Genomic DNA, 24,987 nt, shown 5'->3' on the forward strand with positions numbered 1-24,987 from the left:
ACGTGTCGGGTATGATGCGGGCCCCATCATTTTCACGAGGCCCGCCCCATGTCCCTGAGTGCTGAACAGATCGGCGAATTCCGCGCTTTCGCCGAGCAGCTGGCCGATGCCGCTGCCGTGGCGATCAAGCCATATTTTCGCGCCAGCCTGGACGTCGAGGACAAGGGGGGGCGCCTGTACGACCCGGTAACCGTGGCTGACAAGGCCGCCGAGGACGCCATGCGCGCGCTGATCCAGGCCCGCTATCCCGAGCATGGCATTCTTGGCGAAGAAGCCGGTGTGGCAGTCGGCAGCAGCCCGCTGACCTGGGTGCTGGACCCGATCGACGGCACCCGTGCCTTCATCACCGGCCTGCCGCTGTGGGGCACGTTGATTGCGCTGAACGACGGTACACGCCCGGTGGTCGGGGTGATGAACCAGCCGTTTACCGGCGAGCGCTTTGTCGGCACGCCGGAAGGTGCCTGGCGCAGCGGTACGCCGCTGAAGACCCGCGCCTGCGCCGACCTGGCCTCGGCCACGCTGATGTGCACCACGCCGGACATGTTCGATACCTCCGCGCGCAAGGCAGCCTTCGAGGCTGTTGCCGGCAAGGCGCGGCTGATGCGCTACGGTGGCGACTGCTATGCCTACTGCATGCTGGCTTCCGGGTTTGTCGACGTGATCGTCGAGGCCAGCCTGCAGCCGTATGACGTGCAGGCACTGATGCCGATCATCGAAGGCGCGGGAGGGGTTATCACCGCGTGGGATGGCAGCAGCGCGCAGAATGGTGGGTGCGTGGTGGCCTGTGGTGACCCGGCGCTGCATGCGCAGATGGTGGAGATGTTGCGGCACGCCATGTGATTCATGTGTTGCCGGTACAGGCCTCTTCGCGGGCTTGCCCGCTCCCACAGGGACCCCACAGTTCTCGACATCTGTGGTGAGTCTGTGGGAGCGGGCAAGCCCGCGAAAAGGCCGGCACCGCTATCCATCCTCTCCAACCACCGCACTTTTTCCCGTTTCCGGGCTCTATGCTTGGCCAGGCCGCTCTGATCCCCGGTGCGGCCGCCGAATATCGACCCGGTGCCGATGGTTGCAAGCAAACCGAATGCCTTCTCTCGCCTGCTGCTGGCAGGCACCCTCACATGCCTGTGCGCCTGTACCCAGCAGCAGGGCCGTGACATGCTCGATCAGTTCGGCAACGGCAAGCCCAGCGAGCTGTTCCAGACCAGCGTCGACCGCATGGCCACGCTGTCCATGCGCGACAACCTGCAGAGCTTGTACCTGCTGATGAACAAGCTGTACCTGCGCAACCCCAACCAGTGGAAGCTGTCCGGTTACGTGGACGCTGCCACTGCCGAGCAGCAGATCCGTATCGCCATCGAACAACGCCAGCCCTTGCCGCAATTGGGCAACCGTCGTGATCTTGCAGCCTTGAGCTACGCCCTGAGTCCCGAGTTTCGCGGTGACCGGGTCGGCGCCTTCATCTACGCCATCGGCAGCATGCTGATCACCGCGCACGGCGGCCGTACCGAGTTCTACATGACTGATACCATCGACCCGCTGTTCGTCAACAATGCGGCGCGCAATATCGAGAAGGCTACCTGGATGCTCAGCCAGCGGCAGGATGCCAATGGGGTGCTGCTGCTGTTTTCCAATGAGATTTCGGAGGAGGGCAGTAACCTGAGTTTTGCCGTGGAGTTTGGCAAGATCGTGGCGCGGCTGGATTTACTGGCGGAATTGCTGGATGAGCGGTATCGGCGGATAGGGCTCAACTATGCCCAGAGTCTGCTGCTGATGAACTTCCTGCCCGTACAGTGACAATGGCCGTTACGCCGGCCCGTTGTAGGAGCGAGCGTCGCGAAAGTGGCGCGTGGCGGCCCCGGATCTCAGTCACCACGACACGTTGCTGGGGCTGCACCTGATATTTTTGCTAGTTTCCTGAAGTCATGGAAATGCCTACGCTTGCGACGTCTAGCGGAGAATTGATGATGACACATTCATGGGCTTACACACCTTACGGGACGGCCTCCACCTCACCCTCGGGCTGGAGGCTCAAGTTCAATGGTGAGATGTTGGATGGTTGTGCTGGCGGCTATCATCTAGGGCTGGGCAGAAGAATGTACTTGTTCAGACTAATGCGCTTTGCATCGCCTGACAACTTTAGCCCATTTTTGAGCGGTGGGCTGAACCCATATGCGTACTGTGAAGGAGACCCTTTAAATTTCTCTGACCCCATGGGTACTAACAGGATTAAAAGGTTCAAGGTACCCACGCTAAAGCGATTGGCGCAAAATGTACTCGCGAAGACAGAAAGCCCACTCTTGGATGCAGCGAGCCGTTCTGAAGGGAAGATAATGGGCACCATTCCGCTGGATTTGAATGGGATTTGGGGTGGTCAGCCTGCCAAAGACTATAAACAGCTAGTGAGAAATGTGAATGCTCAAGATATAGTGGCTTCTCGTCCAGAACTAAAGCCACAAGTTAAGGCCATGTCGCGTTCAGCGGCGTTAGATATACTGCTAGGCGTAACAGTGCAGTGGAGAGAAGTACTGCCGAAACATAGGCAGTTTATTTATGGGGTGAGTGAATTTCTGGATCACGTTATGCCTCGTACTGAGGGCGCGCTGCTCGACGCTATTCCGGGCGCTATTAAGTCTGGTATGAATCCATCAGATGGCAAGAAACTCATGAAATGGATTAGGCAGGTCGGCGACTTTAAAGATTACAAATTAATATGAAAGTTAATGCGGTTTTAATGAGTGGTATGCCCGCAGTTATGCTGTTATTGCAGTATGGACGGATAGGCGTACCGAGGCTTTATGTTGCAAGCTGTTTTTGGAGAATATGGGTTGCCTGTTCTGGCCTCTTCGCGAACATCCCCCCTCCCACATGGTTTTGCACCAGTCTAGATGGCGGAGGTGAGCCTGTGGGAGCGGGCGCGCCCGCGAAAGGGCAGGCTCAGGAAAAGTAGCGTTCGATAACCGAACACTGTTCGCTTGTTAAATGTCCGCCATCCGCCCATCCAATCCCATTGCCGCATTGCCCAACCACCCGCTTTTTGCTGTAGTGTGCCCATCCACCGGTTGTCGCCTGCCCCCGTGACCCGCAACCGGCTCGATACAATGACCGTGACGACCGCAACCACAGCCCAAAAGGCGGTAGGAAGCGGCGACCAGAACAATAACGATACCGAGTGCCTTGCCTATGGAAAGCCGCCTGCTGAGCGAGCGCAGTAGCGTGTTTCACCACGCCGACCCTTATGCTGTGTCCGATTATGTCAACCAGCATGTCGGCCAGCATTGCATCGGGCTGTCGCGCACCACTCATCCGCAAGCCAGCCTCAGCCACCGCAAGTTCGCTGAGCTGGACCTGTGCCGCATCAGCTACGGCGGCAGCGTTCGCGTTACCTCGCCGGCACTGGAAACCATCTACCACCTGCAGGTGCTGTTGAACGGCAACTGCCTGTGGCGCGGGCACAAGCGTGAGCATCATCTGGTGCCCGGCGAGCTGTTGCTGATCAACCCCGACGATCCGGTAGACCTGACTTACTCGGAAGACTGCGAGAAGTTCATCCTCAAGGTGCCGACCCGGTTGCTGGATTCGATTTGCGATGAACAGCGCTGGCACCGGCCTGAAGGTGGCGTCCGGTTCCTGCGCAACCATTACCGGCTGGACGAGCTGGACGGGTTCGTCAACCTGCTGGCCATGGTCTGCCATGAGGCAGAGGTGAGCGACTCACTGCCCAGGGTGCAGGGCCATTACAGCCAGATCGTTGCCAGCAAGCTGCTGACCCTGATGAGCACCAATATCCGCCGGGAATGCCTGAGTGCACCGCAAGCAGGGCTGGAGCGCATTCTTGACTACATCGAGCGCAACCTGAAGCTGGAGTTGTCGGCTGAAGTACTGGCGGAGCAGGCCTGTATGAGCGTGCGCTCGCTGTATGGGTTATTTGACCAGCATCTGGGCACCACGCCCAAGCATTACATGCGCCAGCGCAAGCTGGAGCGGGTGCATGCATGCCTGAGCGACCCGACGTGTGGCGTGCGCAGCGTGACGGAGCTTGCCCTGGATTACGGTTTCCTTCATCTGGGGCGTTTTTCCGAGGTCTATCGGCAGCAGTTTGGTGAGTTGCCGTCACAGACGTTCAAGCGGCGGAGATGACACCCGCCCGCTTGGCCACCTGATATTTCTGCCAGTTGTTTGCATTTCATGCACAACACACCATTTGTCTTATGTCAGTCAGCCAAGCTGCAGCACCTATCAGTTCGCAGAGTCGACTAAGCGAGGCGATCAGCGTGCTCGTTCCTCTCTATGAAAAGATGAAGCTCGCCAAAAATACTCCTAGTGCCATCAGTTGGCTACATGACCCCAAACGGCAAATTCCGAACGTGCGAGATCCCGGCAAAGCTGGATAGCACTCTGCACAATCCGGATAGTCCCCCGCCAGCCGTCTCCCTAACCTGACCAGGTCTAAACAATAACAAGGGAGACCCTGGCCATGTCCCTGGGATTCGACTACCTCAATGCCTTGCTCGAGGACGACCGTGAAAAGGGCATCTACCGCTGCAAGCGCGAGATGTTCACCGACCCCCGCCTGTTCGACCTGGAGATGAAACACATCTTCGAGGGCAACTGGATCTACCTGGCCCACGAAAGCCAGATCCCTGAGAAAAACGACTTCCTCACCCTGACCATGGGGCGCCAGCCGATTTTCATCGCGCGCAACAAGGACGGTGAGCTCAATGCCTTCCTCAACGCCTGCAGCCACCGCGGCGCCATGCTGTGCCGGCACAAGCGCGGCAACCGCTCCAGCTACACCTGCCCGTTCCACGGCTGGACCTTCAACAACAGCGGCAAGTTGCTGAAAGTGAAGGACCCGAGCAACGCCGGCTACCCCGAAAGCTTCAATTGCGACGGCTCCCACGACCTGACCAAGGTCGCGCGCTTCGAGTCGTACCGCGGCTTCCTGTTCGGCAGCCTGAATGCCAACGTGAAACCGCTGGTCGAGCACCTGGGCGAATCGGCCAGGATCATCGACATGATCGTCGACCAGTCGCCAGAAGGCCTGGAAGTGCTGCGCGGTGCCAGTTCGTACATCTACGAAGGCAACTGGAAGCTCACCGCCGAGAACGGCGCCGACGGCTACCACGTAAGCTCCGTGCACTGGAACTACGCCGCCACCCAGAACCAACGCAAGCAGCGCGAGGCGGGTGACGAGATCAAGACCATGAGTGCGGGCGCCTGGGCCAAGCAGGGTGGTGGCTTCTACTCGTTCGATCACGGCCACCTACTGCTGTGGACCCGCTGGGCCAACCCCGAGGACCGCCCGGCCTACGAGCGCCGTGCCCAACTGGCCGCAGACTTCGGCCAGGCCCGTGCCGACTGGATGATCGAGAACTCGCGCAACCTGTGCCTGTACCCGAACGTGTACCTGATGGACCAGTTCAGTTCGCAGATCCGTATCGCCCGGCCGATTTCGGTGAACAAGACCGAAATCACCATCTACTGCATCGCGCCGAAAGGCGAGAGCGCCGATGCCCGTGCCAAGCGCATTCGCCAGTACGAAGACTTCTTCAACGTCAGCGGCATGGCCACCCCGGATGACCTGGAGGAGTTCCGCTCGTGCCAGACCGGCTACGGCGGCGGCACCGGCTGGAACGACATGTCCCGCGGCGCTGCCCACTGGGTGGAAGGCGCAGACGAGGCGGCCAGGGAAATCGAGCTCAAGCCACTGCTGTCCGGCGTGCGCACCGAGGACGAAGGCCTGTTCGTGCTGCAGCACAAGTACTGGCAGGAAACCATGATCCAGGCGCTGAAGGACGAACAGCAACTGATCCCCGTGGAGGCCGTGCAATGAGCCTGTATGAAACCGTGCGCGACTTCCTCTACCGTGAAGCGCGCTACCTCGACGACGCCCAGTGGGACCAGTGGCTGGAACTGTACGCCAGCGATGCCAGCTTCTGGATGCCGAGCTGGGACGATGACGACACCCTTACCGAAGACCCGCAAAGCGAAATCTCGCTGATCTGGTACGGCAACCGTGGCGGCCTGGAAGACCGGGTGTTCCGCATCAAGACAGAGCGCTCCAGTGCGACCGTGCCCGACACCCGTACCTCGCACAACATCAGCAACATCGAGATCGTCGAGCAGGGCGAGGGTAGCTGCCAGGTGCGCTTCAACTGGCACACCCTGAGCTTCCGCTACAAGACCACCGACAGCTACTTCGGCACCAGCTTCTATACCCTCGACCTGCGCGGCGAACAGCCGCTGATCAAGGCCAAGAAGGTGGTGCTGAAGAACGACTACGTGCGCCAGGTCATCGACATCTACCACATCTGATCCAGGTTATTGCGAGCGCTGCCCGGTGCGTCCTGCGACACGCCGTGGCCAGGCTCGCCCGCGAGGTGCAACATGAGCTACCAGATCGCACTGAATTTCGAAGACGGGGTCACCCGTTTCATCGAGGCCAGCGGCCATGAAACCGTGGCCGACGCCGCCTATCGGCAGGGTATCAATATCCCGCTGGACTGCCGCGACGGCGCCTGCGGTACTTGCAAGTGCAAGGCCGAGTCCGGGCGCTATGACCTGGGCGACAACTTCATCGAAGACGCCCTGAGTGAAGACGAAATCGCCGAAGGCTACGTCCTGACTTGCCAGATGCGCGCCGAAAGCGACTGCGTCATCCGCATCCCGGCTTCGTCGCAGCTGTGCAAGACCGAACAGGCAAGCTTCGAAGCCGCCATCAGCGATGTCCGCCAGCTGTCGGCCAGCACCATTGCCCTGTCGATAAAGGGCGAGGCCCTCAGCCGCCTGGCCTTCCTGCCGGGGCAGTATGTCAACCTCAAGGTGCCGGGCAGCGAGCAGAGCCGCGCCTATTCGTTCAGCTCGCTACAGAAGGACGGCGAGGTCAGCTTCCTGATCCGCAACGTGCCGGGTGGGCTGATGAGCAGCTTCCTGACCAACCTGGCCAAGGCCGGCGACAGCATGACCCTGGCCGGGCCGCTGGGCAGCTTCTACCTGCGGCCTATCCAGCGCCCGCTGCTACTGCTGGCCGGTGGCACCGGCCTGGCGCCGTTCACGGCGATGCTGGAGAAGATCGCCGAGCAGGGCAGCGAGCACCCACTGCACCTGATCTACGGCGTGACCAACGACTTTGATCTGGTCGAGCTCGACCGCCTGCAGGCGCTGGCAGCGCGCATCCCCAACTTCACCTTCAGCGCCTGCGTGGCCAACCCGGACAGCCAGTACCCGCACAAGGGCTACGTGACCCAGCACATCGAGCCGCGCCACCTCAACGACGGCGATGTGGATGTGTACCTGTGCGGCCCGCCACCGATGGTCGAGGCGGTCAGCCAGTACGTGCGCGAGCAGGGCATAACCCCGGCGAATTTCTACTACGAAAAGTTCGCTGCGGCGGCCTGATTCCTTTTATCCCAAGCAATACGCCGCCCTGTGGGAGCGGGCGTGCCCGCGAAGAGGCCAGCAGGTTCAACAACTTTGTCTGGTCGGACGCATTCGCGGGCACGCCCGCTCCCACAGGAACTGTGGCGAACCGGAGAGATGGACATGAACAACCGATTCCAAGGCAAGGTCGCCCTGGTCACCGGTGCCGCCCAGGGCATCGGCCGTGGCGTGTGCTGGCGGCTCAAGGCCGAAGGCGCACAAGTGGTCGCGGTAGACCGCTCCGAACTGGTTCACGAACTGGCCGGCGAGGGCATGCTTACCCTCACCGCCGACCTGGAACAGCATGGCGACTGCGCCCGGGTCATGGCCGGCGCGGTTGAAGCGTTCGGCCGCCTCGACATCCTGGTCAACAACGTGGGTGGCACTATCTGGGCCAAGCCCTTCGAACACTACGAAGTGGAGCAGATCGAAGCCGAAGTGCGCCGCTCGTTGTTCCCCACCCTGTGGTGCTGCCATGCCGCACTGCCGTACATGCTCGAACGTGGCAGCGGCGCCATCGTCAACGTCTCGTCCATCGCCACCCGTGGCGTCAACCGCGTGCCTTACGGCGCGGCCAAGGGCGGCGTCAACGCGCTGACTGCGTGCCTGGCCTTCGAAACCGCCGGGCGCGGCATCCGTGTCAACGCCACCGCGCCCGGCGGCACCGAAGCGCCACCGCGGCGCGTGCCACGCAACAGTGCCGAGCAGACCGAACAGGAAAGGCGCTGGTACCAGCAGATCGTCGACCAGACCCTCGACAGCAGCCTGATGCACCGCTACGGCAGCATCGACGAGCAGGTGGGCGCAATCCTGTTCCTCGCTTCCGACGAAGCCTCGTACATCACCGGCGTGACCTTGCCGGTAGGGGGCGGCGACCTCGGCTGATCGACACCCCAAGGCAAGAGCTTTCTTTCACAACAAAAACAAGAGCGACAGATGCCATGCGAACCCTTGACGTACACCCGATCATCGATAACGCGCGCTTTACCCCTTACCACTGGATGGTCATGGCCTGGTGCGGCCTGCTGCTGATCTTCGACGGCTATGACCTGTTCATCTACGGCGTGGTACTGCCGGTGATCATGAAGGAGTGGGGGCTGACCCCGTTGCAGGCCGGTGCACTGGGCAGCTATGCGCTGTTCGGCATGATGTTTGGCGCCTTGGCATTCGGCAGCCTTGCCGACCGCATCGGTCGCAAGAAGGGCATCGCCATCTGTTTTGCCTTGTTCTCCGGGGCGACCCTCCTCAACGGGTTCGCCAGCAGCCCGAGCGAGTTCGGTATCTACCGTTTCATTGCCGGCCTGGGCTGTGGCGGCCTCATGCCCAACGCCGTGGCACTGATGAACGAGTACGCGCCCAAGCGACTGCGCAGCACGCTGGTAGCGATCATGTTCAGCGGCTACTCGCTGGGCGGCATGCTCTCGGCGGGTGTCGGCATCTTCATGCTGCCGCGTTTCGGCTGGGAGTCGATGTTCTTCGTCGCTGCGGTACCGCTGCTGCTGTTGCCGGTGATCCTCTGCTACCTGCCTGAATCGATTGGTTTCCTGGTGCGCCAGGGCCGTACCGACGAGGCCCGCAAGCTGCTCAAGCGGCTGGACCCGGATTGCGACGTGCAGGCAGATGACGTGCTGCAGGCTGCCGACCGCAAAGGCACCGGGGCGTCGGTGCTGGAACTGTTCCGCAACGGCCTGGCCATTCGCACCCTGGCACTGTGGCTGGCGTTCTTCTGCTGCCTGCTGATGGTCTATGCACTCAGTTCATGGTTGCCGAAGCTGATGGCCAACGCCGGCTACAGCCTGGGCTCGAGCCTGTCGTTCCTGCTGGCACTGAACTTCGGCGGCATGGCCGGGGCGATTCTGGGTGGCTGGTTGGGCGATCGCTACAACCTGGTCAAGGTCAAGGCGATGTTCTTCATGGCCGCCGCGCTGTCGATCAGCCTGCTTGGCGTCAACAGCCCGATGCCGGTGCTGTACCTGCTGATCTTCATTGCCGGCGCCACCACCATCGGCACGCAGATCCTGCTGTATGCCGGTGCCGCTCAGCTGTACGGGCTGTCGGTGCGTTCCACCGGGCTGGGCTGGGCCTCTGGCATCGGCCGTAACGGCGCAATCGTCGGCCCGCTGCTGGGTGGTGCGCTGATGGGCATCAACCTGCCCCTGCAACTCAATTTCATCGCCTTCGCCATCCCGGGCGCCATTGCCGCGCTGGCCATGGCCGTGCACCTGGCCAGCGGCCGTCGGCATGCCCAGGCCATTGCAGCGCAGGCGTAATACCTGAACAACACATGAGGTGACCCACCATGACCGTGAAAATTTCCCACACTGCCGAGGTTAAGCAGTTCTTCGAAGAGGCCGCAGGCTTCGGCAACGATGCCGGCAGCCCGCGCCTGAAGCGCATCGTGCAGCGTGTGCTGCAGGACACCGCGCGGCTGATCGAAGACCTGGAAATCAGCGAGGACGAGTTCTGGCATGCCGTCGACTACCTCAACCGCCTGGGCGGCCGTGGCGAGGCCGGGCTGCTGGTGGCGGGGCTTGGCGTCGAGCACTTCCTCGACCTGCTGCAGGATGCCAAGGACCAGCAGGCAGGCCTGATCGGCGGCACCCCACGCACCATTGAAGGCCCGCTGTACGTGGCCGGTGCGCCCATCGCCGAAGGTGAAGTGCGCATGGACGACGGCAGCGAGCAGGACGTGGCCACGCTGATGTACCTGGAGGGCCAGGTGCTCGACTCGCAAGGCCGGCCGCTGCCGGGGGCCACGGTCGACCTGTGGCATGCCAATACTCGTGGCACTTATTCGTTCTTCGACAAGAGCCAGTCCGAGTACAACCTGCGCCGGCGCATCGTCACCGACGCGGAAGGGCGCTACCGTGCGCGCTCCATCGTGCCGTCGGGCTATGGCTGCGATCCGCAGGGGCCGACCCAGGAATGCCTGGACCTGCTGGGCCGCCATGGCCAGCGCCCGGCGCATGTGCACTTCTTCATCTCGGCGCCGGGGCATCGGCACCTGACCACGCAGATCAACCTGGCCGGGGACAAGTACCTGTGGGATGACTTTGCCTATGCCACGCGCGATGGGCTGGTGGGCGAGGTGGTATTCGTCGAAGGCGAGGCGGGGCGGCATGCCGAGCTGAAGTTCGACTTCCGGTTGCAGCGGGCCCAGGGCTGCGCGGATGAGCAGCGCAATCGGCGCCCGCGGGCTTTGCAGGAGGCCTGATACACCGAGGTGGCTTCTTCGCGGGCTTGCCCGCTCCCACCGGTTCACGGTCTCTGTGGGAGCGGGCGAGCCCGCGAAGAAGCCAGCATAAAACAAGAGCCAGCCACGAAGGCCGGCCGCCGCCTTGCGAGACAATAATGAAAACCCTGATCAAGGACTGCTCCCTGTCGGCCCTGGTCGCCGGCTGCATCGCCACGACGATCTCCTACGCAGGCCCTTTGGTGATCATCTTCCACGCCGCCGAAGCCGCCGGCCTGTCCCATCGGCAACTGTCTTCCTGGGTGTGGGCGGTGTCCATGGGCAGTGCCGTGCTCGGCGCACTGCTCAGCCTGCGCTACCGGGTACCGGTGGTTATCGCCTGGTCGATCCCTGGCTCGGCTTTGCTGGTCACCGCCTTGCCGCAACTGGGCCTGGAACAGGCCGTGGGCGCGTACCTGGTGGCCAACCTGGTCCTGCTGCTGATCGGCATCAGCGGGGCCTTCGACAGCATCATTGCGCGTTTGCCGGGTTCCATCGCCGCAGGCATGCAGGCCGGCATCCTGTTCAGTTTCGGCATCGAGGTGTTCCGCGCCTTGCCGGTGCAGCCGCTGCTGGTCCTGGCAATGTTCGTCACCTACGTGCTGATGCGCCGGGTGCAGCCGCGCTACGCCGTGGCGGCGGTGCTGTGCGTGGGCATGGTGGTGACCGTGGCCAGCGGGGCGTTTCGCAGCGAAGCGTTGGTGCTTGAGCTGGCGTCGCCGCAGTGGGTCACCCCGCAATTCAGCCTGGCAGCGGTATTCAGCCTGGCACTGCCGTTGGTGCTGGTGGCCCTGACCGGGCAGTTCATGCCGGGCATGGCGGTGCTGCGCAACGCCGGTTACCCCACGCCGGCCAGCCCGATCATCAGGGCCAGCGCGCTGGCCGGTGCCGCGCTGGCGCCGTTCGGTTGCCACGGGCTGAACCTGGCTGCGGTCACCGCCAGCCTGTGCGCTGGGCATGAAGCCCATGAAAACCCCCAGCGGCGCTATGTCGCGGCGGTGGCGGGCAGTGCGCTGTACCTGCTGCTGGGGATCGCCGGGGCCACGCTGATGTCGCTGTTCGCCGCATTTCCCGCTGCCCTGATCGCAGCACTGGCCGGGCTGGCGCTGTACGGCGCGATCAGCGAGGCGCTCGCCCGCAGCCTGGCGGAGCCGGCCGAGCGCGATGCCGGGTTGTTCACCTTTCTGGTCACCGCTTCGGGGGTGGCCTTCCTGGGCCTGTCGGCAGCGTTCTGGGGCTTGCTGTTCGGCCTGTTGGCCCATGCGTTGCTCAGGCTGCGCCAGCCACGGGCCGGGGAGGTGCTGCGCCGTACCCCATGAACCGCCGTGTTTCCAACGCTTTACCCATAAAAACAAGATCAAGAGAGCTTCGGAATGAACCACACCCCTTGCGTCGCCCTGGGCCTGACTTTGCTCAGCCAACCGTTGCTGGCCGCCGAAGGCGGTTTCTTCGAGGATTCGAAGGCCACCCTGAGTGCCCGTAACTACTACTTCAGCCGCGACTTCTCCGACATTGTCGGGGCCAACCGGCAATCCAGGGCCGAGGAGTGGGCCCAGGGCTTCATCCTCGACTTCAGGTCGGGCTACACCCCGGGCAAGGTCGGCTTTGGCGTGGATGCCCTGGGCCTGCTGGGCATCAAGCTCGACAGCAGCCCCGACCGCACCAACACCGGGTTGCTGCCGGTACACAGCGATGGCCGGGCCGCCGATGAATACAGCCGCCTGGCGCCTACCTTCAAGGCCCGGCTGTCCAGGACCGAGTTGCGCATCGGCGAACTGCAACCCAACTTGCCAGTGCTGACCTTCAGCGACATCCGCCTGTTGCCACCGACCTACCAGGGCGCAAGCCTGAGCTCGGCGGAAATCGACGGCCTGACCATGCAGGCCGGGCACCTGAAAAGCACCCACCTGCGCAATGAAGGCGGCGACGGCAAGATGAACGCCATGCTCGGCCATGTGCCGATGCGCCAGGCAGCGAGCGACGCCTTCAGCTACCTGGGCGGCGACTATGCGTTCAATGCCAACCAGAGCAGTGTCAGCCTGTGGTATGGGCAGCTGGAGGACATCTACGAACAGGGCTTTGTCGGCCTCAAGCACAACCAGCCCGCAGGCAACTGGGTGCTCAGCGCCAACCTGGGGTATTTCACCGCGCGCGAGGATGGCGATGCGTTGCTCGGCAACATCGACAACCAGGCGTTCTTCTCCATGTTCACCGCCCGGCATGGCGGGCACAGCTTCCATGCCGGCTACCAGGGCATCTATGGTGACAGCCCGTTTCCACGGGTATTCGCCAACATCTCGCCGCTGGGTAACGAAGTGCCAACCTATGAGTTCGCCTACACCGACGAACGCTCGTACCAGGTGCGTTACGACTACAACTTCGCGGCCATGGGGGTGCCGGGGCTGACTGCGACCGTGCGCTACATAACCGGTAACAATGTCGATACCGGGCTGGGTTATGAAGGGCGTGACCGCGAGCGTGACCTGGACATTGGTTACGCGGTGCAGAGCGGAGCGTTAAAGGGGCTGGGGATCCGGGTACGCAATGCCATGGCCCGCTCCAACTACCGCAGCGACATCGACGAGAACCGCTTGACGCTGGTGTACACCTGGCAGTTGTTCTGAATAATCCACATGTGCACGCGGAAATCCCTGGGTATCGGGGATCTCTGTAGGAGCGGCCCAAACACACGGGAATTGCGCATCAGCCCTGGATGAGGGTAGCTTTCTGAAACCAAGATTTCAGGAATGCTCCCTTGGACTCCATCACCCAAGCAGTACTCGGCGCAGCCCTGCAAGGGACCGTACTCGGCCGTATCCAGGGCCGCCGCTCGCTGCTGTATGGCGCAGCGCTGGGTACGCTGCCCGACCTTGACGTGATCATCCGCTACGCCGATCCGGTGTCGCAGATGACCTACCACCGCGGTTTTTCCCACTCCCTGTTCGTGCTCACCGGGCTGGCCATGCTGCTGGCCTGGCTGGTCAACAAGTGCTGGCCAGGCAAGGGCTATACCTTGCCCAGGTTGTTCCTGGCATTCTGGCTGGTGCTGGTCACCCACCCGTTGCTCGACGCCTTCACAGTCTACGGCACGCAGTTGTTCTGGCCTTTGCAGGCCACCCCGGAAAGCTGGGCAGCAGTGTTCATCATCGACCCGATCTACACCGTGCCGCTGCTGGCGGCGGTGAGCTACGCCCTTGTCAAAGGGCTGACGAGCAGGGCTATGCAGTTACTGACCTTGGCCTTGGTGTTCGGCGCAGCCTACCTGGGTTTCGGCCTGGCCGGGCGCATGGCGGCCGAGCAGCGTTTCCAGGCGGCACTCGACCAGCAAGGTATCGCCGTCAGCCAGGTACGTGCCGTGCCTATCGCCTTCAACAGCCTGGTATGGCGCGTACTGGCCAAGACCCCGGATGGCGATTACTACGAAGGCATCAGCAGTGTGTTCGACCAGCAGGTGCCAGAAATGCAGCGTTTGCCGCGTAACCTTGAACTGGCCCGAGCATTGGCCAACGACCCGCTGCACCAGCGCTTGAGCTGGTTCACCGATGACTGGCTGCGTTACGACCAGGTCGGCGAGGCGCTGGTGGTCAGCGACCTGCGCATGGGCCTGCCCGGGAACTACACGTTCCGCTTCAGCATGGCCCACCGCGACAGCCAGGGGCACTGGATTGCCGATGTGCCTTCGATGTGGAAGGGCGCAGGTCCGGGGGCAGCGTTCAATGGCAGCGACCTGGTGCTGATCTGGCGACGGATCGTCGAGCAGCAGCCACCTTTGCCGCTGGCAGCCTGGACTGATCGTTACCTGGGGCCCGCAACAGTCGAGCGCGGGCGCTGAGGCGTGCGCTCAGCCGGGCTGGACCTGGTCAAGTGGACGGCGATGCTGACCATGGTCGCCGACCACCTGCGTTTTCTGTGGCCTGATGCCGTTGGCTTGTTCGTTCTTGGCCGGTTGGCGTTTCCGCTGTTTTGCCTGGCGATTGCGATGAATGTGGCGCGCACCAGGCGCGGGGCGCTCTATACCCGCGGCAACCTGCGTTACCTGGGGCTGATGCTGGTGTTCGCGGTGCTGTCGGAACCTGCGTACCATTGGCTGGACAGTGGTTCGTCAACGTTCAGCGTAATGCCGACCCTGGTGCTGGGGTTGCTGGTTGCCTGGGGTGTGCATCATCCGTTGAGGTCGGCGCGAGCGCTTGGCTTTGCCGGTCTGCTTGCAGGGTGGCTGTTCAGCGAACAGTTGATGTACGGGCTTCCGGGGGTGATGCTGCCGGGCGCCTGCTTGATGGCTCGGCGGCAGGGCGGTGTGAGCTGGTTGTTGCCGTGCCTGTTGGCGATGGGTGGGAACCTGACCAACAGTTGGTTGCGGGAACATCTGTTGACGCCCTTTACCGTGCTGACGCTGATTGTTGCTGCATTGGCCATTCCGGTCGGATTGCTGTTGCTGCGCCATGATGATTGGCGAGTGCCGGCAGTGGGACGTTGGGGGTACCTGTTCTATCCGGTGCATTTACTGGTGATCAAGGTCTTCGCTTGATCGCTCTGGCAGCCACACCTGCCAGTTTGGCATGCGTTCGCATGCCTGTGCTGCGCGCGCCCTGGCTGAACTGAGCTCAACCCTGCTGGCCTCTTCGCGGGCACGCCCGCTCCCACAGGGATCCCACAATTCCCCGGGCTGTGGTGATCCTGTGGGAGCGGGCGTGCCCGCGAAGAGGCCGGAACAGGAGGAAAGTCAGCTGCGGGCCAACCGCCCACTCACATAATGCGCCACATCATTGAACCCCGGCGTCGACGCATGCCCCGCCGTCACCAATGAATCGATGAACGCCTCATCCTCTGCCGTGATTTTCACCGCCAGCGCACCGCCATAGGTATCCCACTGTTCTTCCGTACGCGGCCCGACAATCGCCGAACTGACCAGCTGGTTGTTCAGCACCCAGGCGATAGCGAACTCGACGATACCCACGCCCTTGGCTTCAACATAGGCCTGGATCTGCCGGGCGGTGGCCAGCGACTCCTGGCGCCATTCAACCTCCATGATGCGTTTGTCCTGGCGCCCGGCACGGCTACCGGCATCTGGCACTGCGCCTGGCGCATACTTGCCGCTGAGCACGCCCCGCGCGAGCGGGCTGTATGGCACCACACCAAGGCCGTGGGCAGCCGCCGCAGTGAGCTGCTCCGGCTCGGCCTGGCGGTTGACGATGTTGTACAGCGGCTGGCTCACCACCGGCCTGGGCACGCCCATGCGCTCGGCAATGTGGCAGGCTTCGGCGATGCGCCAGCCGCGGAAGTTGGACACGCCCCAGTAGCGGATCTTGCCCTGGCGCAGCAGGTCGCCAATGGCCTGCACGCTCTCTTCCAGCGGCACTTTGTGGTCTTCGCGGTGCAGGTAGTAGAGGTCCACGTAGTCCATGTCCATGCGCGTCAGCGTGGCATCGAGGGCGTTGAAGATGTGTTTGCGCGACAGCCCGCTGCGGTTGGGCAGGCCATCGGCCGGGCCGAAGCCGACCTTGCTGGCCACGATCCAGTCCTGGCGATGGCGGGCCACTGCTTCGCCGACGATTTCCTCTGCACGCCCGGCGTTGTACACGTCTGCGGTGTCGATGAAGTTGACACCCTGGCCCCAGGCCTTGTCGATGATGCGCAGGGCATCCTCGGTGCTGGTCTGCTCGCCGAACATCATGCTGCCCAGGGTAAGGGCGGAAACCTGCAGGCCACTGTGGCCGAGAGGGCGGTAGATCATGCGCGTGGGTCCTTGTGCGATCGGCTGATCTACTCGTTTTACACACAACCGGGGCGCAATGAAAGGCAGCCTCAACCGATCAGCGTCAAGGCTTCCTGCAAGGTCAACGGCCGCTTCAGGCGTTGCGACAGCGTCGCCATGGCGTCGGAATAGCCCTTGGCGATGACCGCCTCGACCCGCTCATCCACGCATTGCAAGGCAATGAAGTCGCCTTTTTCCGGCTCGCCGACGAACTCGATACGGTTCCAGTCCCGCGCATGGCCCAGTACTTCGTAGGTGCGGCCGTGCTGGTAGGTCCAGAAGAACGGTACATCGGCATAGCGGCGCTGCTCGCCGAGCATGTTGGCGGCGGCGATGACCCCATGTTGCTGGGCCAGGCGCCAGTGTTCGATACGCACCGGGCGCCCGCTGAGGGGGAAGGTGGCGATATCCCCCGCGGCCCACAGCCCATCTGCAGCGCGCATTTCAGCGTCGACTCGCACCGATTTGTCTTCGCTCAGCAGCACGCCCTGGATAAAAGCGGTCGCCGGTCTTACCCCGGTGCCCAGCAGCACCAATGGCGTCTGTAGCCGCTCACCGTTGGCCAGCAGCACCGCCTCGACCTTGCCTTGGCCTTCGATCCGTTCGACCTCGGTGGGGCCGTGGAAGATGACCCCCTTGCGTTCGTGCAACTCGCGGATGCTACGGCCGATGCGCTCGCCCAGCTGGCGGGCCAGGGGGACCTCGTGGCGGGTGACCAGGTGCACCTGCACGCCGTACTTGCGCAAGGCCGAGGCGGCTTCCAGGCCGATGAAACCGTCGCCGACGATTACTGCCGGCTGGCCGGGCTCGGCAGCGTCCAGCAGGTGCGCGGCATCCTCCCGTGAGCGCAGGGTAAATACCCCGGGCAACTCCACACCTGGGATATCGGGCCGCAGCGCCTTGCCGCCGGTGGCCAGCAGGCAGGCGTCATAGTCGATCTGCTGGCCGTCGGCCAGGGTGAGCTGGCGTTTCTGGGTGTTCAGGGTGCGCACCTTGCCATGCTTGCGTTCCAGCTGGCCTTTGCGCAGGGCGTCGGCTTCAAGCAGGGCCGGCACTTCATCGGGCGGCATCTGCCCGGCGATCACGAACTTGCTGAGGGAAGTACGATCGTAGGCTGACTGGCGTTCCTGATCGACCCAGACCAGGCGGCCGGCAAAGCCATGGGCCAACAGGGTGGCGACTGCGGCACTGCCTGCGGCACCGGCGCCGACCACCACGAAACAACGGGCATCACTGTGGCGGGGCGGCTCGGTTCTGGGCAGGGGCTGGTCATCGACCCAGACCTCGTCGCCCTTGACCCAGGTGCGATAGCGACGCAGGTCGGCCAGGGCCGGTGGCTCGCAGACCGCACCCTCGTCCACAGCGAACGCGGCCTTGTGCCAGGGGCATACCAGCAGGCCGCCGCACACCACGCCTTCATTGAGTGGGGCGCCTTCGTGGGGACAGTTGCCCTGGTATGCGTGCACCTGGTCGCCCTGGCGGATGAGGATGATTTCCTCGCTGCCGGCCTGCACGCGCAGTGGGCGGTGTTCGTCGAGTTGGGCCAGGCGGGCCACGGCGTGCTGGGTCATGGCGGTTCTCCAAAGGGACCTTTGGAACCATTTGACGCCTGGGTCGGTGAGGGGATGCGTTGAGCTGACGATCGGTGGAGGGAGTGAATTGTGTATGGCCTGAGCGGGCCTCTTCGCGGGCTTGCCCGCTCCCACAGGATCACCCCAGGCTCGAATGCTGTGGTATCCCCGTGGGAGCGGGCAAGCCCGCGAATGGGTTCAATTGGCCCTTGCAGTACTCAGCGCACCGGCCCGGGTCACCCGCAAGGCCACCAGGCTACCCAGCACGATCAACGCCGCCAGCGAATACAGCGCGGCGTCGGTCGAGCCTGTCTGGTCCTTGATGAAACCGACCAGATAGGGGCTGAGGAAACCGGCCATCTGGCCCACCGAGTTGATGATCGCCAGGCCCGCCACCGCCGCGCTGGCGCTGAGCAGCGCGGTAGGCATCGGCCAGAACATCGGCAGGCCGGTGAGGGCGCCCATGGTGGCGATCGACAGGCCGAGGATGGCGATGGCCGGGTTGCCGGCGAAGTTCACCGCGATCAGCAGGCCGATGGCGCCCATCAGCATCGGTACTACAAGGTGCCAGCGGCGCTCGTTGCGCAGGTCGGCCGAGCGCCCGCAGAGAATCATGAACACGCCAGCCAGCAGGTACGGGATGGCGCTGAGCCAGCCGATAAGCAGCGGGTTGTCGAAGCCCATGTTCTTGATGATCGAAGGCAGCCAGAAGTTGATCGCGTACACACCGCTCTGGATGCAGAAGTAGACGAAGCCGAAGGTCCAGATCAGCGGGTTGGTCAGCACGGCGAGCACGCTGTCGCCGGTAGTGCTCGGCTTGCCTGCAGCATCGGCGTCGAGGTCGGCGGCAATCAGCTGGCGTTCGGCTGGGCTCAGCCAGGCGGCTTTCTGGTAGCCGTCACTGAGCAGGAATACTGCCAGTACCCCCAACGCAACGGTCGGCAGGCCCTGGATCAGGAACATCCATTGCCAGCCGGCCAGACCGTGCTGGCCAGCGGCGAAGTGCTGGAGGATCCAGCCGGAGAACGGCCCGCCGAGCAGGCCCGACACCGGGATCGCCGACATGAACAGGGCCATGATGCGGCCGCGGCGGGCCGCCGGGAACCAGCGCGAAAGGTACAGCACCACGCCGGGGAAAAAGCCGGCTTCGGCGGCGCCGGTCAGCAGGCGCAGTGCGTAGAATTCGGTGGGCGTGGTGACGAACAGCAGGCAGGTGGAGAGGCTGCCCCAGGCGATCATCATCAGCGCGATCCAGCGCCGCGGGCCGAAGCGGTTGAGCGCCAGGTTGCTCGGCAGGCCGCAGAGCACATAGCCGATGAAGAAGATGCCGGCGCCAAGGCCGTACACCGTTTCGCTGAACTTCAGGGCGTCGAGCATCTGCAGCTTGGCAAAGCCGACGTTGACGCGGTCCAGGTAGTTGAACAGGTAGCAGATGAAAATGAACGGAATCAGCCGCAGGGTGATGCGCCGGTACAGCGCGTTGCGGGTGGTGTCCGTGCCTTGGTCAGGGGCGGGGCTGTATGCCATGATCGGGTTCTCTGTTGTTATGGTTGTCGCCGCGTCGCCTGTTCCGGCGCTCGCCCTGACGAGTCTCGGGGACGGCGGCGTGCCTGTCTTTGTGCTTTTGCACAGCACTTGCACCGGGCTGCTGTGCCCGAGCCCAAAACCCTGACACCCAAAGGACCGTTCAATGTTCGAACTCGACCATGACCTGGCACAGGATATCGTTGACCGCGCGATGGCCATTCTGCCATGCAACGTCAATGTCATGGACAGCCAGGGCTTGATCCTGGGTAGTGGCGAACCGGAGCGCATCAACACCCGCCACGAGGGCGCGCAACTGGTGCTGGCCAACGGCCGCATCGTCGAGCTGGATACAGACGCGGCCAAATGCCTGAAGGGTGTGCAGCCCGGGGTGAACCTGCCATTGATGCTTGATGGCAGGTTGATGGGCGTACTTGGTCTGACCGGCGACCCGCAACAAGTGCGTACCTATGGCGAACTGGTGCGCATGACTGCGGAAATGCTACTGGCCCAGCGCCATTTGCAGGCGGACCAGCAATGGCGACGGCAGCGCTGTGACGACTTGCTGGCCTTGCTGCTGGGCGGCAGTGGCGATTCTCCCCGGTTGCTCGACGAGGCCCGGCAACTGGGGCTGAAACCCCAGTTGCCACGGGTGCCGTGCCTGTTCGAACTGGCCTCGGGGCCCGCCGCCGAAGCCTTGGCAGCATGGTTGATGAGCCGCTACCCGGACAGTTGGTGCGTCAGCCCGGCCCGCCAGTCGTTGTTGTGGTGTCGCCCGGCAGGCGTGGCGCTGGACGAACCTCGCCTGCTGGAGCGCCTGCAGCGCCATGGCTGGGAAGTGGAGCGGCTGGCCCTGGGCAGTGCCGCGCAAAGCCTGGAACAGTTGCGCCGCGGCTATCGCCGGGTGCGCGACCTGTTGGCCTATGGGCGCGAGGTACTGCCCGGCGAGCGCCTGCTCAGCCTGCAGCGCTACCGGTTGCCGGCATTGCTGTGGCGGCATCGCAACGATGATGCGCTGGATGAGTTGCTGGAGCCTTTGCAACGTATACGCAGCAAGGACGGCAGTGGGCAGTTGCTCACCACTCTGCGCGCCTGGTGTGCCCATGACGGTCAGAGCCAGGCCTGTGCCGATGCCCTTGGTATCCACCGCAACAGCCTGCGCTACCGCCTGGAGCGCATTGCCGAACTGGGCGAGGTCGACCCGCTGCGTATGGAAGGCATGCTTAGCTTGTACCTCGGGTTGCAGTTGCTGCCTGCAGATTGACACGAGACCTGTAGGAGCAGCCACGAAGGCATCCGCCCAAACAACCCGCCCGGCGTTTTGTGCATTTGACCGAGGCTACCTTTGCAGCCACCTGTCAGCATGCCGCTCATCTGGACAGGAGAAACCCCATGAAGATCGTCATTGCCCCCGACTCGTTCAAGGACAGCCTCGACGCTGCCGGCGTCGCCCGCGCCATCGCCGCTGGCCTGGGCGAGGCCTGGCCGGAGGCCGAGCTGGTCGAGTGCCCGATGGCCGACGGTGGCGAAGGCACCATGCAGGCGATTCTCGCCGCCAGCCACGGCGAACTGCGGCTGCAGACCGTGCGCGGGCCGTTGGGGCAAAGTGTGGAGGCGGGCTGGGGCTGGCTGCCGCAAAGCCGCACGGCGATCATCGAAATGGCCCAGGCCAGTGGCCTGCAACTGGTGCCGCCTGCCCAGCGCGATGCTTGCCGCAGCAGCACCTGGGGCACCGGCGAGCTGATTGCTGCCGCCCTGGCTGCTGGCGCGCAACGTATAGTGCTGGCCATCGGCGGCAGTGCCACCAACGACGCTGGCAGCGGCATGTTGCGGGCGCTGGGCCTGCGCCTGCTGGACGCCGACGGGCAAGCACTGGAAGAGGGCGGCCTGGCCTTGGCCAAGCTGGCCCGTATCGATGCCAGCGACCTCGACCCGCGCCTGGCCGAGGTGCAATTCGAAGTCGCAGCAGACGTTGACAACCCGCTGTGTGGCGCCAACGGCGCATCGGCGATCTTCGGCCCGCAGAAGGGCGCCAACCCGCAGCAGGTGCAGGCGCTGGACCAGGCCCTGGGCCATTTTGCCGACCATTGCGCACAGCTGCTGGGTGAGGATGTGCGCGACTACCCTGGCTGCGGCGCAGCCGGCGGCATGGGGTTCGCGGCCCGGGCATTCATGGGCGCGCAGTTCCGCCCCGGGGTGGAAGTGGTGGCCGAACTGGCCGGCCTGGATGCGTTGGTGCAGGGCGCAGCCCTGGTGGTCACCGGCGAGGGGCGCTTCGACGCCCAGACCTTGCGTGGCAAAACGCCGATGGGCGTTGCCCGGGTCGCCAAGCGCCATGGGGTACCGGTTGTGGTGCTGGCCGGGACCTTGGGTGAGGGGTACCAGCAGCTGTATGCCCATGGGGTCGATGCCGCCTTTGCCCTGGCCAGCGGGCCGATGAGCCTGGAGCAGGCCTGTGCCAATGCGGCCGACCTGCTGCGGGCGCGGGCGGGTGATATCGGGCGCTTTTGGCGCTGCGCGAAGCAGATCTGAGCAGATTGATCGGTGAATTGTGTTAACCCCACAGAATACTGCCTGCTGGGGCGGCCGTACCTAAGTCTGTCGAGTGGTCTGTGCCGCGTTTTGGATATCTGGCGGGGTTTGAATGCGTGCATAGCCACTGGGCGCGGAGGGCAGGATCAGATCGGTCTGGTGAGTGCCTTCGCGTTGCTGAGCACTGAGTAGCCTGCTGAAGAGTTCATCGAGGGTTTCCTCGCGATCTCCCCAGGGGGATTGCTCAGGTAACGGTATCGGAGCCCGGCCCTGAGGTGACCTGTTCTGTTCTGTGACTGTGGATGCACGAGGCGCGGGGTAAGGCGGTGCAATAGGTTGGTAGACCACCTCATTGGTTGCTGGTTTTTGCACATAGAGCGTCAGACTGTCGTTGCTGCTGCCAGAGCCTGCAGATTTGGCAGGAATCTTACCGAGAGACGTTTTGCGCTTGTACATATGCCCGTCCGGATCGGTGTGATTGACCGGATCGTTCCCACAGAAACAATAGCAATTGATCCCTCCGGCCATAAAGGGACTCAAGCTGTCTGGTGAGTTGAAACGCATCAGGCTGGGGCTATAGGCCCGGTATCCTTTACCTAGCAAGTAGGTCTTTGACGCTGTCTCGAAGGGCTCACCATTGAACCCCAGCAACGGCTGGCCCAGCAGGGCTGTCTGATGATATCCGTAAGTTGAATAGGCGCGCTGCTTTGCACGCTGTGTAAGAGCCGGCACATGAAGTATCGAACTTTTGGAATCCATAGTGTGACCTTCGTTATAAATTTGATCCAACAGCGCATGTTGTGATGTCCAGTATCCTGAGCGGCGAAAGTCACGACTACTGTCAATAATGTTAGGTCCGGCGAACCAGGGCCAGCTTCGACCGGGCTATCAAGGCGGCTCTTGCCGTTTCTGGGTTTCAGGAAACAAGCTTTTGAGCCTGGCTGGCCGGTAGCATGGCCAGTTCGCCAAAGCGCTGCGCCGCGTCGATGTAGCGTAATGCCGACTTGGCGTCTTTCCAGCCCACGTAGCTCATCAGCGACTTCAACTCCCAGCCATTGGCCGTGGCCCAGGTGGCGAAGCCACGGCGTAGCGAGTGACCGGTATACAGCGCCGCCGGTACCCCGGCGCGCTCCAGCATGCGCCGCAGCAGGCCGACCAGGCTGTTGCTGTTGAGCGCGGTATCGCCGAGGTTGCCCCAGCGGTCGAGCTTGCGGAACACCGGCCCATGGGCGATGCCGGCCACTTCCAGCCACTGCAGGTAGGCCGCGACCGGGCACAAGGCCTTGAGGGCCGGGGTGCGGTGTTGCACGCCCAAAGCTTCGCGGTCGCCTTTGCTGCGTGGCAGGAACAGGGTGATGCCGACACCGGCCTCGGCCTGGATGTGCTCGACGCGCAGGCGTGCCAGTTCATCGCCGCGAAAGCCGCGCCAGAAGCCCAGCAACAGCAAGGCTGCATCGCGGCGGGCCCGGCGCAGGGCGGCCAGGTCATGCCGCTCCCGTGCCTGGCGGGCTTCCTCTTCAAAACATTCCACTGCGCTTTGCAGGTGTTGCAGTAATAGCGGTGCGGCCTGCCTGGGCGGTGTCGGGTGCAGGGTGCGGATGCCGCGCAGTACCTGGCGCACCAGCGGCGCCTTGGTCGGGTCGGGGAAACCTTGGGCAACGTGCCATTGGCTGAGCGCGGCCAGGCGCTGGCGCAGGGTGCTGACGGCATGCTGGTCGGCGTGATCGGCCAGGTAGCGGGCGATGCTCTCGGCAGTGGCCGGGAGAAAGCCGCCCCAGTGGGTTTCGAAATGCTCGATGGCGGCCTGGTAGCTGCGCCGGGTGTTGTCACGGGTGGCGGCGCGAAGGTAGCGCTCGATGTCGGTCATGATGCAGCTGTCGGTGGGCGATGGGCACACGATAAACCGAAATGGACTGCCTGTCCCGACTGTGCTTTTCAGCTTGACTGCTGGCGCGCTGCCTTCAAGGGTTTCCCTTGTCTGCCAGGGGCGTCTGCAGGCGCGCTGTTTCTTCCTCCATGTAGCTCATCAGCGCACTGACTTCGGCATCGCCCAGGCGCATGTTGGGCATGGCCAGGCGCTTGTATTGTTGGTACAGCAGCATGGCCAGGGGGTCTTTCTGTGCCAGCATCTGGTCGGGCTCCTTCAGCCAGCGGGTCAGCCAGTTGGCATCGCGCTGGCGGGTCACGCCCAGCAGGTCAGGGCCGATGCCGGGTTGTCCAGGCTCGGCGTTGCCAAGGGTGTGGCAGGACGAGCAGCGGGTGCGGAAGAGCTGCTCGCCACTGCTGGGGGCGCGTACCTCGGGCGCCTGGGCGTAGTCATTGGCCATGGTACTGGCCTGTTTCCAGTTGTGCAGGCTGTTGCCCAGGCGGTCGGCGAGGATATACGGGCTTTCGAAGGGCGAGGCCTTCATCCAGCGGCCGGTGGCCTGGTTGCCGATGATAAGGCTCAGGTTGTGGTCCTTGGAGCGCCCGTTTTCCAGGCCATCGATGTACAGGCCCAGGCTGCGACGCAATTGTTCGATATCGGCCGGCTCGCCAGTGAGTAGCGTCCAGCCGGGGCCGATGGCGAACTTTTCGGCGTAGCGCTTGAGAGTGGCGGGGGTGTCGTTGTAGGGGTCGATGCTGATGGAATAGAGGAAGATATCCTTGCCAACCCGGTCACCGAGGATTTTCTGCACCTGGCGCAGGCGCGCGGTTTCCACCGGGCAGGAGTCGGAACAGCCGGTAAAGATGAAGTTGATGGCGACCACCTTGCCCTTGATCAGGTCGTCGAAGAAATGCACCTTTTCACCGTCCTGGGTGAGCAAGGGGATGTTGGGAAAGTAGTTGGCACCCCATGGGGTTGCCGCTTCCTCGGCTACGGGTTGTTGCGGCTGCAGCGGCCAGAACGGGAGGCTGGCGGCGAACAGCGAGAGCACCAGCAGAAAACGCCATGAACCAGGCATGATGTG

The 24,987-nt window shown here is 63.3% G+C and carries 22 protein-coding genes; 16 read left to right on the forward strand and 6 right to left on the reverse strand.

Features of this window, described 5'->3' with window-relative positions; all coding sequences use genetic code 11:
• The first annotated feature begins 48 nt into the window (after nucleotides 1-48).
• The 14 genes from hisN (at nucleotide 49) to CAF70_RS12500 (ending at nucleotide 15,182) form a co-directional block, all read left to right on the forward strand.
• A complete protein-coding gene (gene hisN, locus CAF70_RS12435) occupies nucleotides 49-840 on the forward strand; it encodes a histidinol-phosphatase (protein ID WP_085624951.1) in 792 nt (263 codons plus the stop codon).
• A gap of 225 nt (nucleotides 841-1,065) precedes the next feature.
• Nucleotides 1,066-1,797 carry a hypothetical protein gene (locus CAF70_RS12440; RefSeq protein ID WP_085624953.1) on the forward strand — a complete coding sequence of 244 codons (732 nt, stop codon included), beginning with the start codon at nucleotides 1,066-1,068 and terminating at the stop codon, nucleotides 1,795-1,797.
• A gap of 167 nt (nucleotides 1,798-1,964) precedes the next feature.
• The gene (locus CAF70_RS28145; RefSeq protein WP_371915951.1) at nucleotides 1,965-2,717 is read left to right on the forward strand and encodes an RHS repeat-associated core domain-containing protein; all 753 of its coding nucleotides are present in this window, start codon (nucleotides 1,965-1,967) and stop codon (nucleotides 2,715-2,717) included.
• Nucleotides 2,718-3,183: 466 nt separating this feature from the next.
• Nucleotides 3,184-4,140 carry a benABC operon transcriptional activator BenR gene (gene benR / locus CAF70_RS12450; protein ID WP_085624957.1) on the forward strand — a complete coding sequence of 319 codons (957 nt, stop codon included), beginning with the start codon at nucleotides 3,184-3,186 and terminating at the stop codon, nucleotides 4,138-4,140.
• 337 nt (nucleotides 4,141-4,477) lie between these two features.
• Nucleotides 4,478-5,836, forward strand: coding sequence for a benzoate 1,2-dioxygenase large subunit (benA, locus tag CAF70_RS12455; protein ID WP_085624959.1), 1,359 nt, complete (start codon nucleotides 4,478-4,480; stop codon nucleotides 5,834-5,836).
• Nucleotides 5,833-6,318, forward strand: coding sequence for a benzoate 1,2-dioxygenase small subunit (benB, locus tag CAF70_RS12460; protein ID WP_004374327.1), 486 nt, complete (start codon nucleotides 5,833-5,835; stop codon nucleotides 6,316-6,318). Before benA ends, benB begins: the two co-directional genes overlap by 4 nt.
• A 72-nt stretch (nucleotides 6,319-6,390) precedes the next feature.
• A complete protein-coding gene (gene benC / locus CAF70_RS12465; RefSeq protein ID WP_085624961.1) occupies nucleotides 6,391-7,401 on the forward strand; it encodes a benzoate 1,2-dioxygenase electron transfer component BenC in 1,011 nt (336 codons plus the stop codon).
• Between the two features lie 144 nt (nucleotides 7,402-7,545).
• The gene (locus CAF70_RS12470) at nucleotides 7,546-8,307 is read left to right on the forward strand and encodes a 1,6-dihydroxycyclohexa-2,4-diene-1-carboxylate dehydrogenase (RefSeq protein WP_085625184.1); all 762 of its coding nucleotides are present in this window, start codon (nucleotides 7,546-7,548) and stop codon (nucleotides 8,305-8,307) included.
• Nucleotides 8,308-8,363: 56 nt separating this feature from the next.
• Nucleotides 8,364-9,692 (forward strand): MFS transporter, encoded by a 1,329-nt coding sequence (locus CAF70_RS12475; RefSeq protein WP_085624963.1) that lies wholly within the window; start codon nucleotides 8,364-8,366, stop codon nucleotides 9,690-9,692.
• A 29-nt stretch (nucleotides 9,693-9,721) separates the two neighbouring features.
• On the forward strand, nucleotides 9,722-10,636 hold the full coding sequence (catA, locus tag CAF70_RS12480) for a catechol 1,2-dioxygenase (protein ID WP_085624965.1): 915 nt from the start codon (nucleotides 9,722-9,724) through the stop codon (nucleotides 10,634-10,636).
• 137 nt (nucleotides 10,637-10,773) lie between these two features.
• Nucleotides 10,774-11,973: a benzoate/H(+) symporter BenE family transporter gene (locus CAF70_RS12485; protein WP_085624967.1), complete on the forward strand. Its 1,200-nt coding sequence runs from the start codon at nucleotides 10,774-10,776 to the stop codon at nucleotides 11,971-11,973.
• A 54-nt stretch (nucleotides 11,974-12,027) separates the two neighbouring features.
• The gene (locus tag CAF70_RS12490; RefSeq protein ID WP_085624969.1) at nucleotides 12,028-13,278 is read left to right on the forward strand and encodes an OprD family porin; all 1,251 of its coding nucleotides are present in this window, start codon (nucleotides 12,028-12,030) and stop codon (nucleotides 13,276-13,278) included.
• Nucleotides 13,279-13,409: 131 nt separating this feature from the next.
• Nucleotides 13,410-14,486 carry a metal-dependent hydrolase gene (locus tag CAF70_RS12495; protein WP_085624971.1) on the forward strand — a complete coding sequence of 359 codons (1,077 nt, stop codon included), beginning with the start codon at nucleotides 13,410-13,412 and terminating at the stop codon, nucleotides 14,484-14,486.
• A 3-nt stretch (nucleotides 14,487-14,489) separates the two neighbouring features.
• A complete protein-coding gene (locus CAF70_RS12500) occupies nucleotides 14,490-15,182 on the forward strand; it encodes a TraX family protein (RefSeq protein ID WP_085624973.1) in 693 nt (230 codons plus the stop codon).
• Nucleotides 15,183-15,377: 195 nt separating this feature from the next.
• On the opposite strand, the gene CAF70_RS12505 is transcribed toward CAF70_RS12500, so the two are convergent.
• From CAF70_RS12505 to CAF70_RS12515, 3 genes are all read right to left on the reverse strand, one after another.
• A complete protein-coding gene (locus CAF70_RS12505; protein ID WP_085624975.1) occupies nucleotides 15,378-16,388 on the reverse strand; it encodes an aldo/keto reductase in 1,011 nt (336 codons plus the stop codon).
• 71 nt (nucleotides 16,389-16,459) lie between these two features.
• Nucleotides 16,460-17,980, reverse strand: a complete 1,521-nt coding sequence (locus CAF70_RS12510; RefSeq protein ID WP_085624977.1) for an FAD-dependent oxidoreductase — start codon at nucleotides 17,978-17,980, stop codon at nucleotides 16,460-16,462.
• Nucleotides 17,981-18,178: 198 nt separating this feature from the next.
• Nucleotides 18,179-19,507: an MFS transporter gene (locus CAF70_RS12515; protein ID WP_085624979.1), complete on the reverse strand. Its 1,329-nt coding sequence runs from the start codon at nucleotides 19,505-19,507 to the stop codon at nucleotides 18,179-18,181.
• 163 nt (nucleotides 19,508-19,670) lie between these two features.
• Between CAF70_RS12515 and CAF70_RS12520 the strand changes: the two genes are divergently transcribed.
• Both CAF70_RS12520 and CAF70_RS12525 read left to right on the forward strand, forming a co-directional pair.
• On the forward strand, nucleotides 19,671-20,768 hold the full coding sequence (locus CAF70_RS12520) for a sugar diacid recognition domain-containing protein (RefSeq protein ID WP_085624981.1): 1,098 nt from the start codon (nucleotides 19,671-19,673) through the stop codon (nucleotides 20,766-20,768).
• Between the two features lie 128 nt (nucleotides 20,769-20,896).
• Nucleotides 20,897-22,036, forward strand: a complete 1,140-nt coding sequence (locus CAF70_RS12525) for a glycerate kinase (protein ID WP_085624983.1) — start codon at nucleotides 20,897-20,899, stop codon at nucleotides 22,034-22,036.
• Nucleotides 22,037-22,096: 60 nt separating this feature from the next.
• Here the strand turns inward: CAF70_RS12525 and CAF70_RS28150 are convergent, their stop codons facing one another.
• The 3 genes from CAF70_RS28150 to CAF70_RS12540 form a co-directional block, all read right to left on the reverse strand.
• Nucleotides 22,097-22,795: an RHS repeat-associated core domain-containing protein gene (locus tag CAF70_RS28150; protein ID WP_085624985.1), complete on the reverse strand. Its 699-nt coding sequence runs from the start codon at nucleotides 22,793-22,795 to the stop codon at nucleotides 22,097-22,099.
• 157 nt (nucleotides 22,796-22,952) lie between these two features.
• Nucleotides 22,953-23,903, reverse strand: coding sequence for a site-specific integrase (locus CAF70_RS12535; protein WP_143491589.1), 951 nt, complete (start codon nucleotides 23,901-23,903; stop codon nucleotides 22,953-22,955).
• 94 nt (nucleotides 23,904-23,997) lie between these two features.
• Nucleotides 23,998-24,981, reverse strand: a complete 984-nt coding sequence (locus CAF70_RS12540; RefSeq protein WP_085625185.1) for an SCO family protein — start codon at nucleotides 24,979-24,981, stop codon at nucleotides 23,998-24,000.
• Nucleotides 24,982-24,987 lie beyond the last annotated feature (6 nt).

The sequence above is a fragment of the Pseudomonas sp. B19(2017) genome (assembly GCF_002113165.1).
GTDB lineage: Bacteria > Pseudomonadota > Gammaproteobacteria > Pseudomonadales > Pseudomonadaceae > Aquipseudomonas.

Excerpts from the sequence above, each read along its gene's own strand:
- benC (WP_085624961.1), top strand. The coding sequence starts at position 6,391 with ATGAGCTACCAGATCGCACTGAATTTCGAAGACGGGGTCACCCGTTTC.
- benR (WP_085624957.1), top strand. The coding sequence starts at position 3,184 with ATGGAAAGCCGCCTGCTGAGCGAGCGCAGTAGCGTGTTTCACCACGCC.
- CAF70_RS28150 (WP_085624985.1), bottom strand. The coding sequence starts at position 22,795 with ATGGATTCCAAAAGTTCGATACTTCATGTGCCGGCTCTTACACAGCGT.
- CAF70_RS12490 (WP_085624969.1), top strand. The coding sequence starts at position 12,028 with ATGAACCACACCCCTTGCGTCGCCCTGGGCCTGACTTTGCTCAGCCAA.
- hisN (WP_085624951.1), top strand. The coding sequence starts at position 49 with ATGTCCCTGAGTGCTGAACAGATCGGCGAATTCCGCGCTTTCGCCGAG.
- CAF70_RS12485 (WP_085624967.1), top strand. The coding sequence starts at position 10,774 with ATGAAAACCCTGATCAAGGACTGCTCCCTGTCGGCCCTGGTCGCCGGC.
- CAF70_RS12440 (WP_085624953.1), top strand. The coding sequence starts at position 1,066 with ATGGTTGCAAGCAAACCGAATGCCTTCTCTCGCCTGCTGCTGGCAGGC.
- CAF70_RS12475 (WP_085624963.1), top strand. The coding sequence starts at position 8,364 with ATGCGAACCCTTGACGTACACCCGATCATCGATAACGCGCGCTTTACC.
- CAF70_RS12525 (WP_085624983.1), top strand. The coding sequence starts at position 20,897 with ATGAAGATCGTCATTGCCCCCGACTCGTTCAAGGACAGCCTCGACGCT.
- CAF70_RS12520 (WP_085624981.1), top strand. The coding sequence starts at position 19,671 with ATGTTCGAACTCGACCATGACCTGGCACAGGATATCGTTGACCGCGCG.
- CAF70_RS28145 (WP_371915951.1), top strand. The coding sequence starts at position 1,965 with ATGATGACACATTCATGGGCTTACACACCTTACGGGACGGCCTCCACC.
- CAF70_RS12510 (WP_085624977.1), bottom strand. The coding sequence starts at position 17,980 with ATGACCCAGCACGCCGTGGCCCGCCTGGCCCAACTCGACGAACACCGC.
- catA (WP_085624965.1), top strand. The coding sequence starts at position 9,722 with ATGACCGTGAAAATTTCCCACACTGCCGAGGTTAAGCAGTTCTTCGAA.
- CAF70_RS12535 (WP_143491589.1), bottom strand. The coding sequence starts at position 23,903 with ATGACCGACATCGAGCGCTACCTTCGCGCCGCCACCCGTGACAACACC.
- benA (WP_085624959.1), top strand. The coding sequence starts at position 4,478 with ATGTCCCTGGGATTCGACTACCTCAATGCCTTGCTCGAGGACGACCGT.
- CAF70_RS12515 (WP_085624979.1), bottom strand. The coding sequence starts at position 19,507 with ATGGCATACAGCCCCGCCCCTGACCAAGGCACGGACACCACCCGCAAC.
- benB (WP_004374327.1), top strand. The coding sequence starts at position 5,833 with ATGAGCCTGTATGAAACCGTGCGCGACTTCCTCTACCGTGAAGCGCGC.
- CAF70_RS12470 (WP_085625184.1), top strand. The coding sequence starts at position 7,546 with ATGAACAACCGATTCCAAGGCAAGGTCGCCCTGGTCACCGGTGCCGCC.
- CAF70_RS12540 (WP_085625185.1), bottom strand. The coding sequence starts at position 24,981 with ATGCCTGGTTCATGGCGTTTTCTGCTGGTGCTCTCGCTGTTCGCCGCC.
- CAF70_RS12505 (WP_085624975.1), bottom strand. The coding sequence starts at position 16,388 with ATGATCTACCGCCCTCTCGGCCACAGTGGCCTGCAGGTTTCCGCCCTT.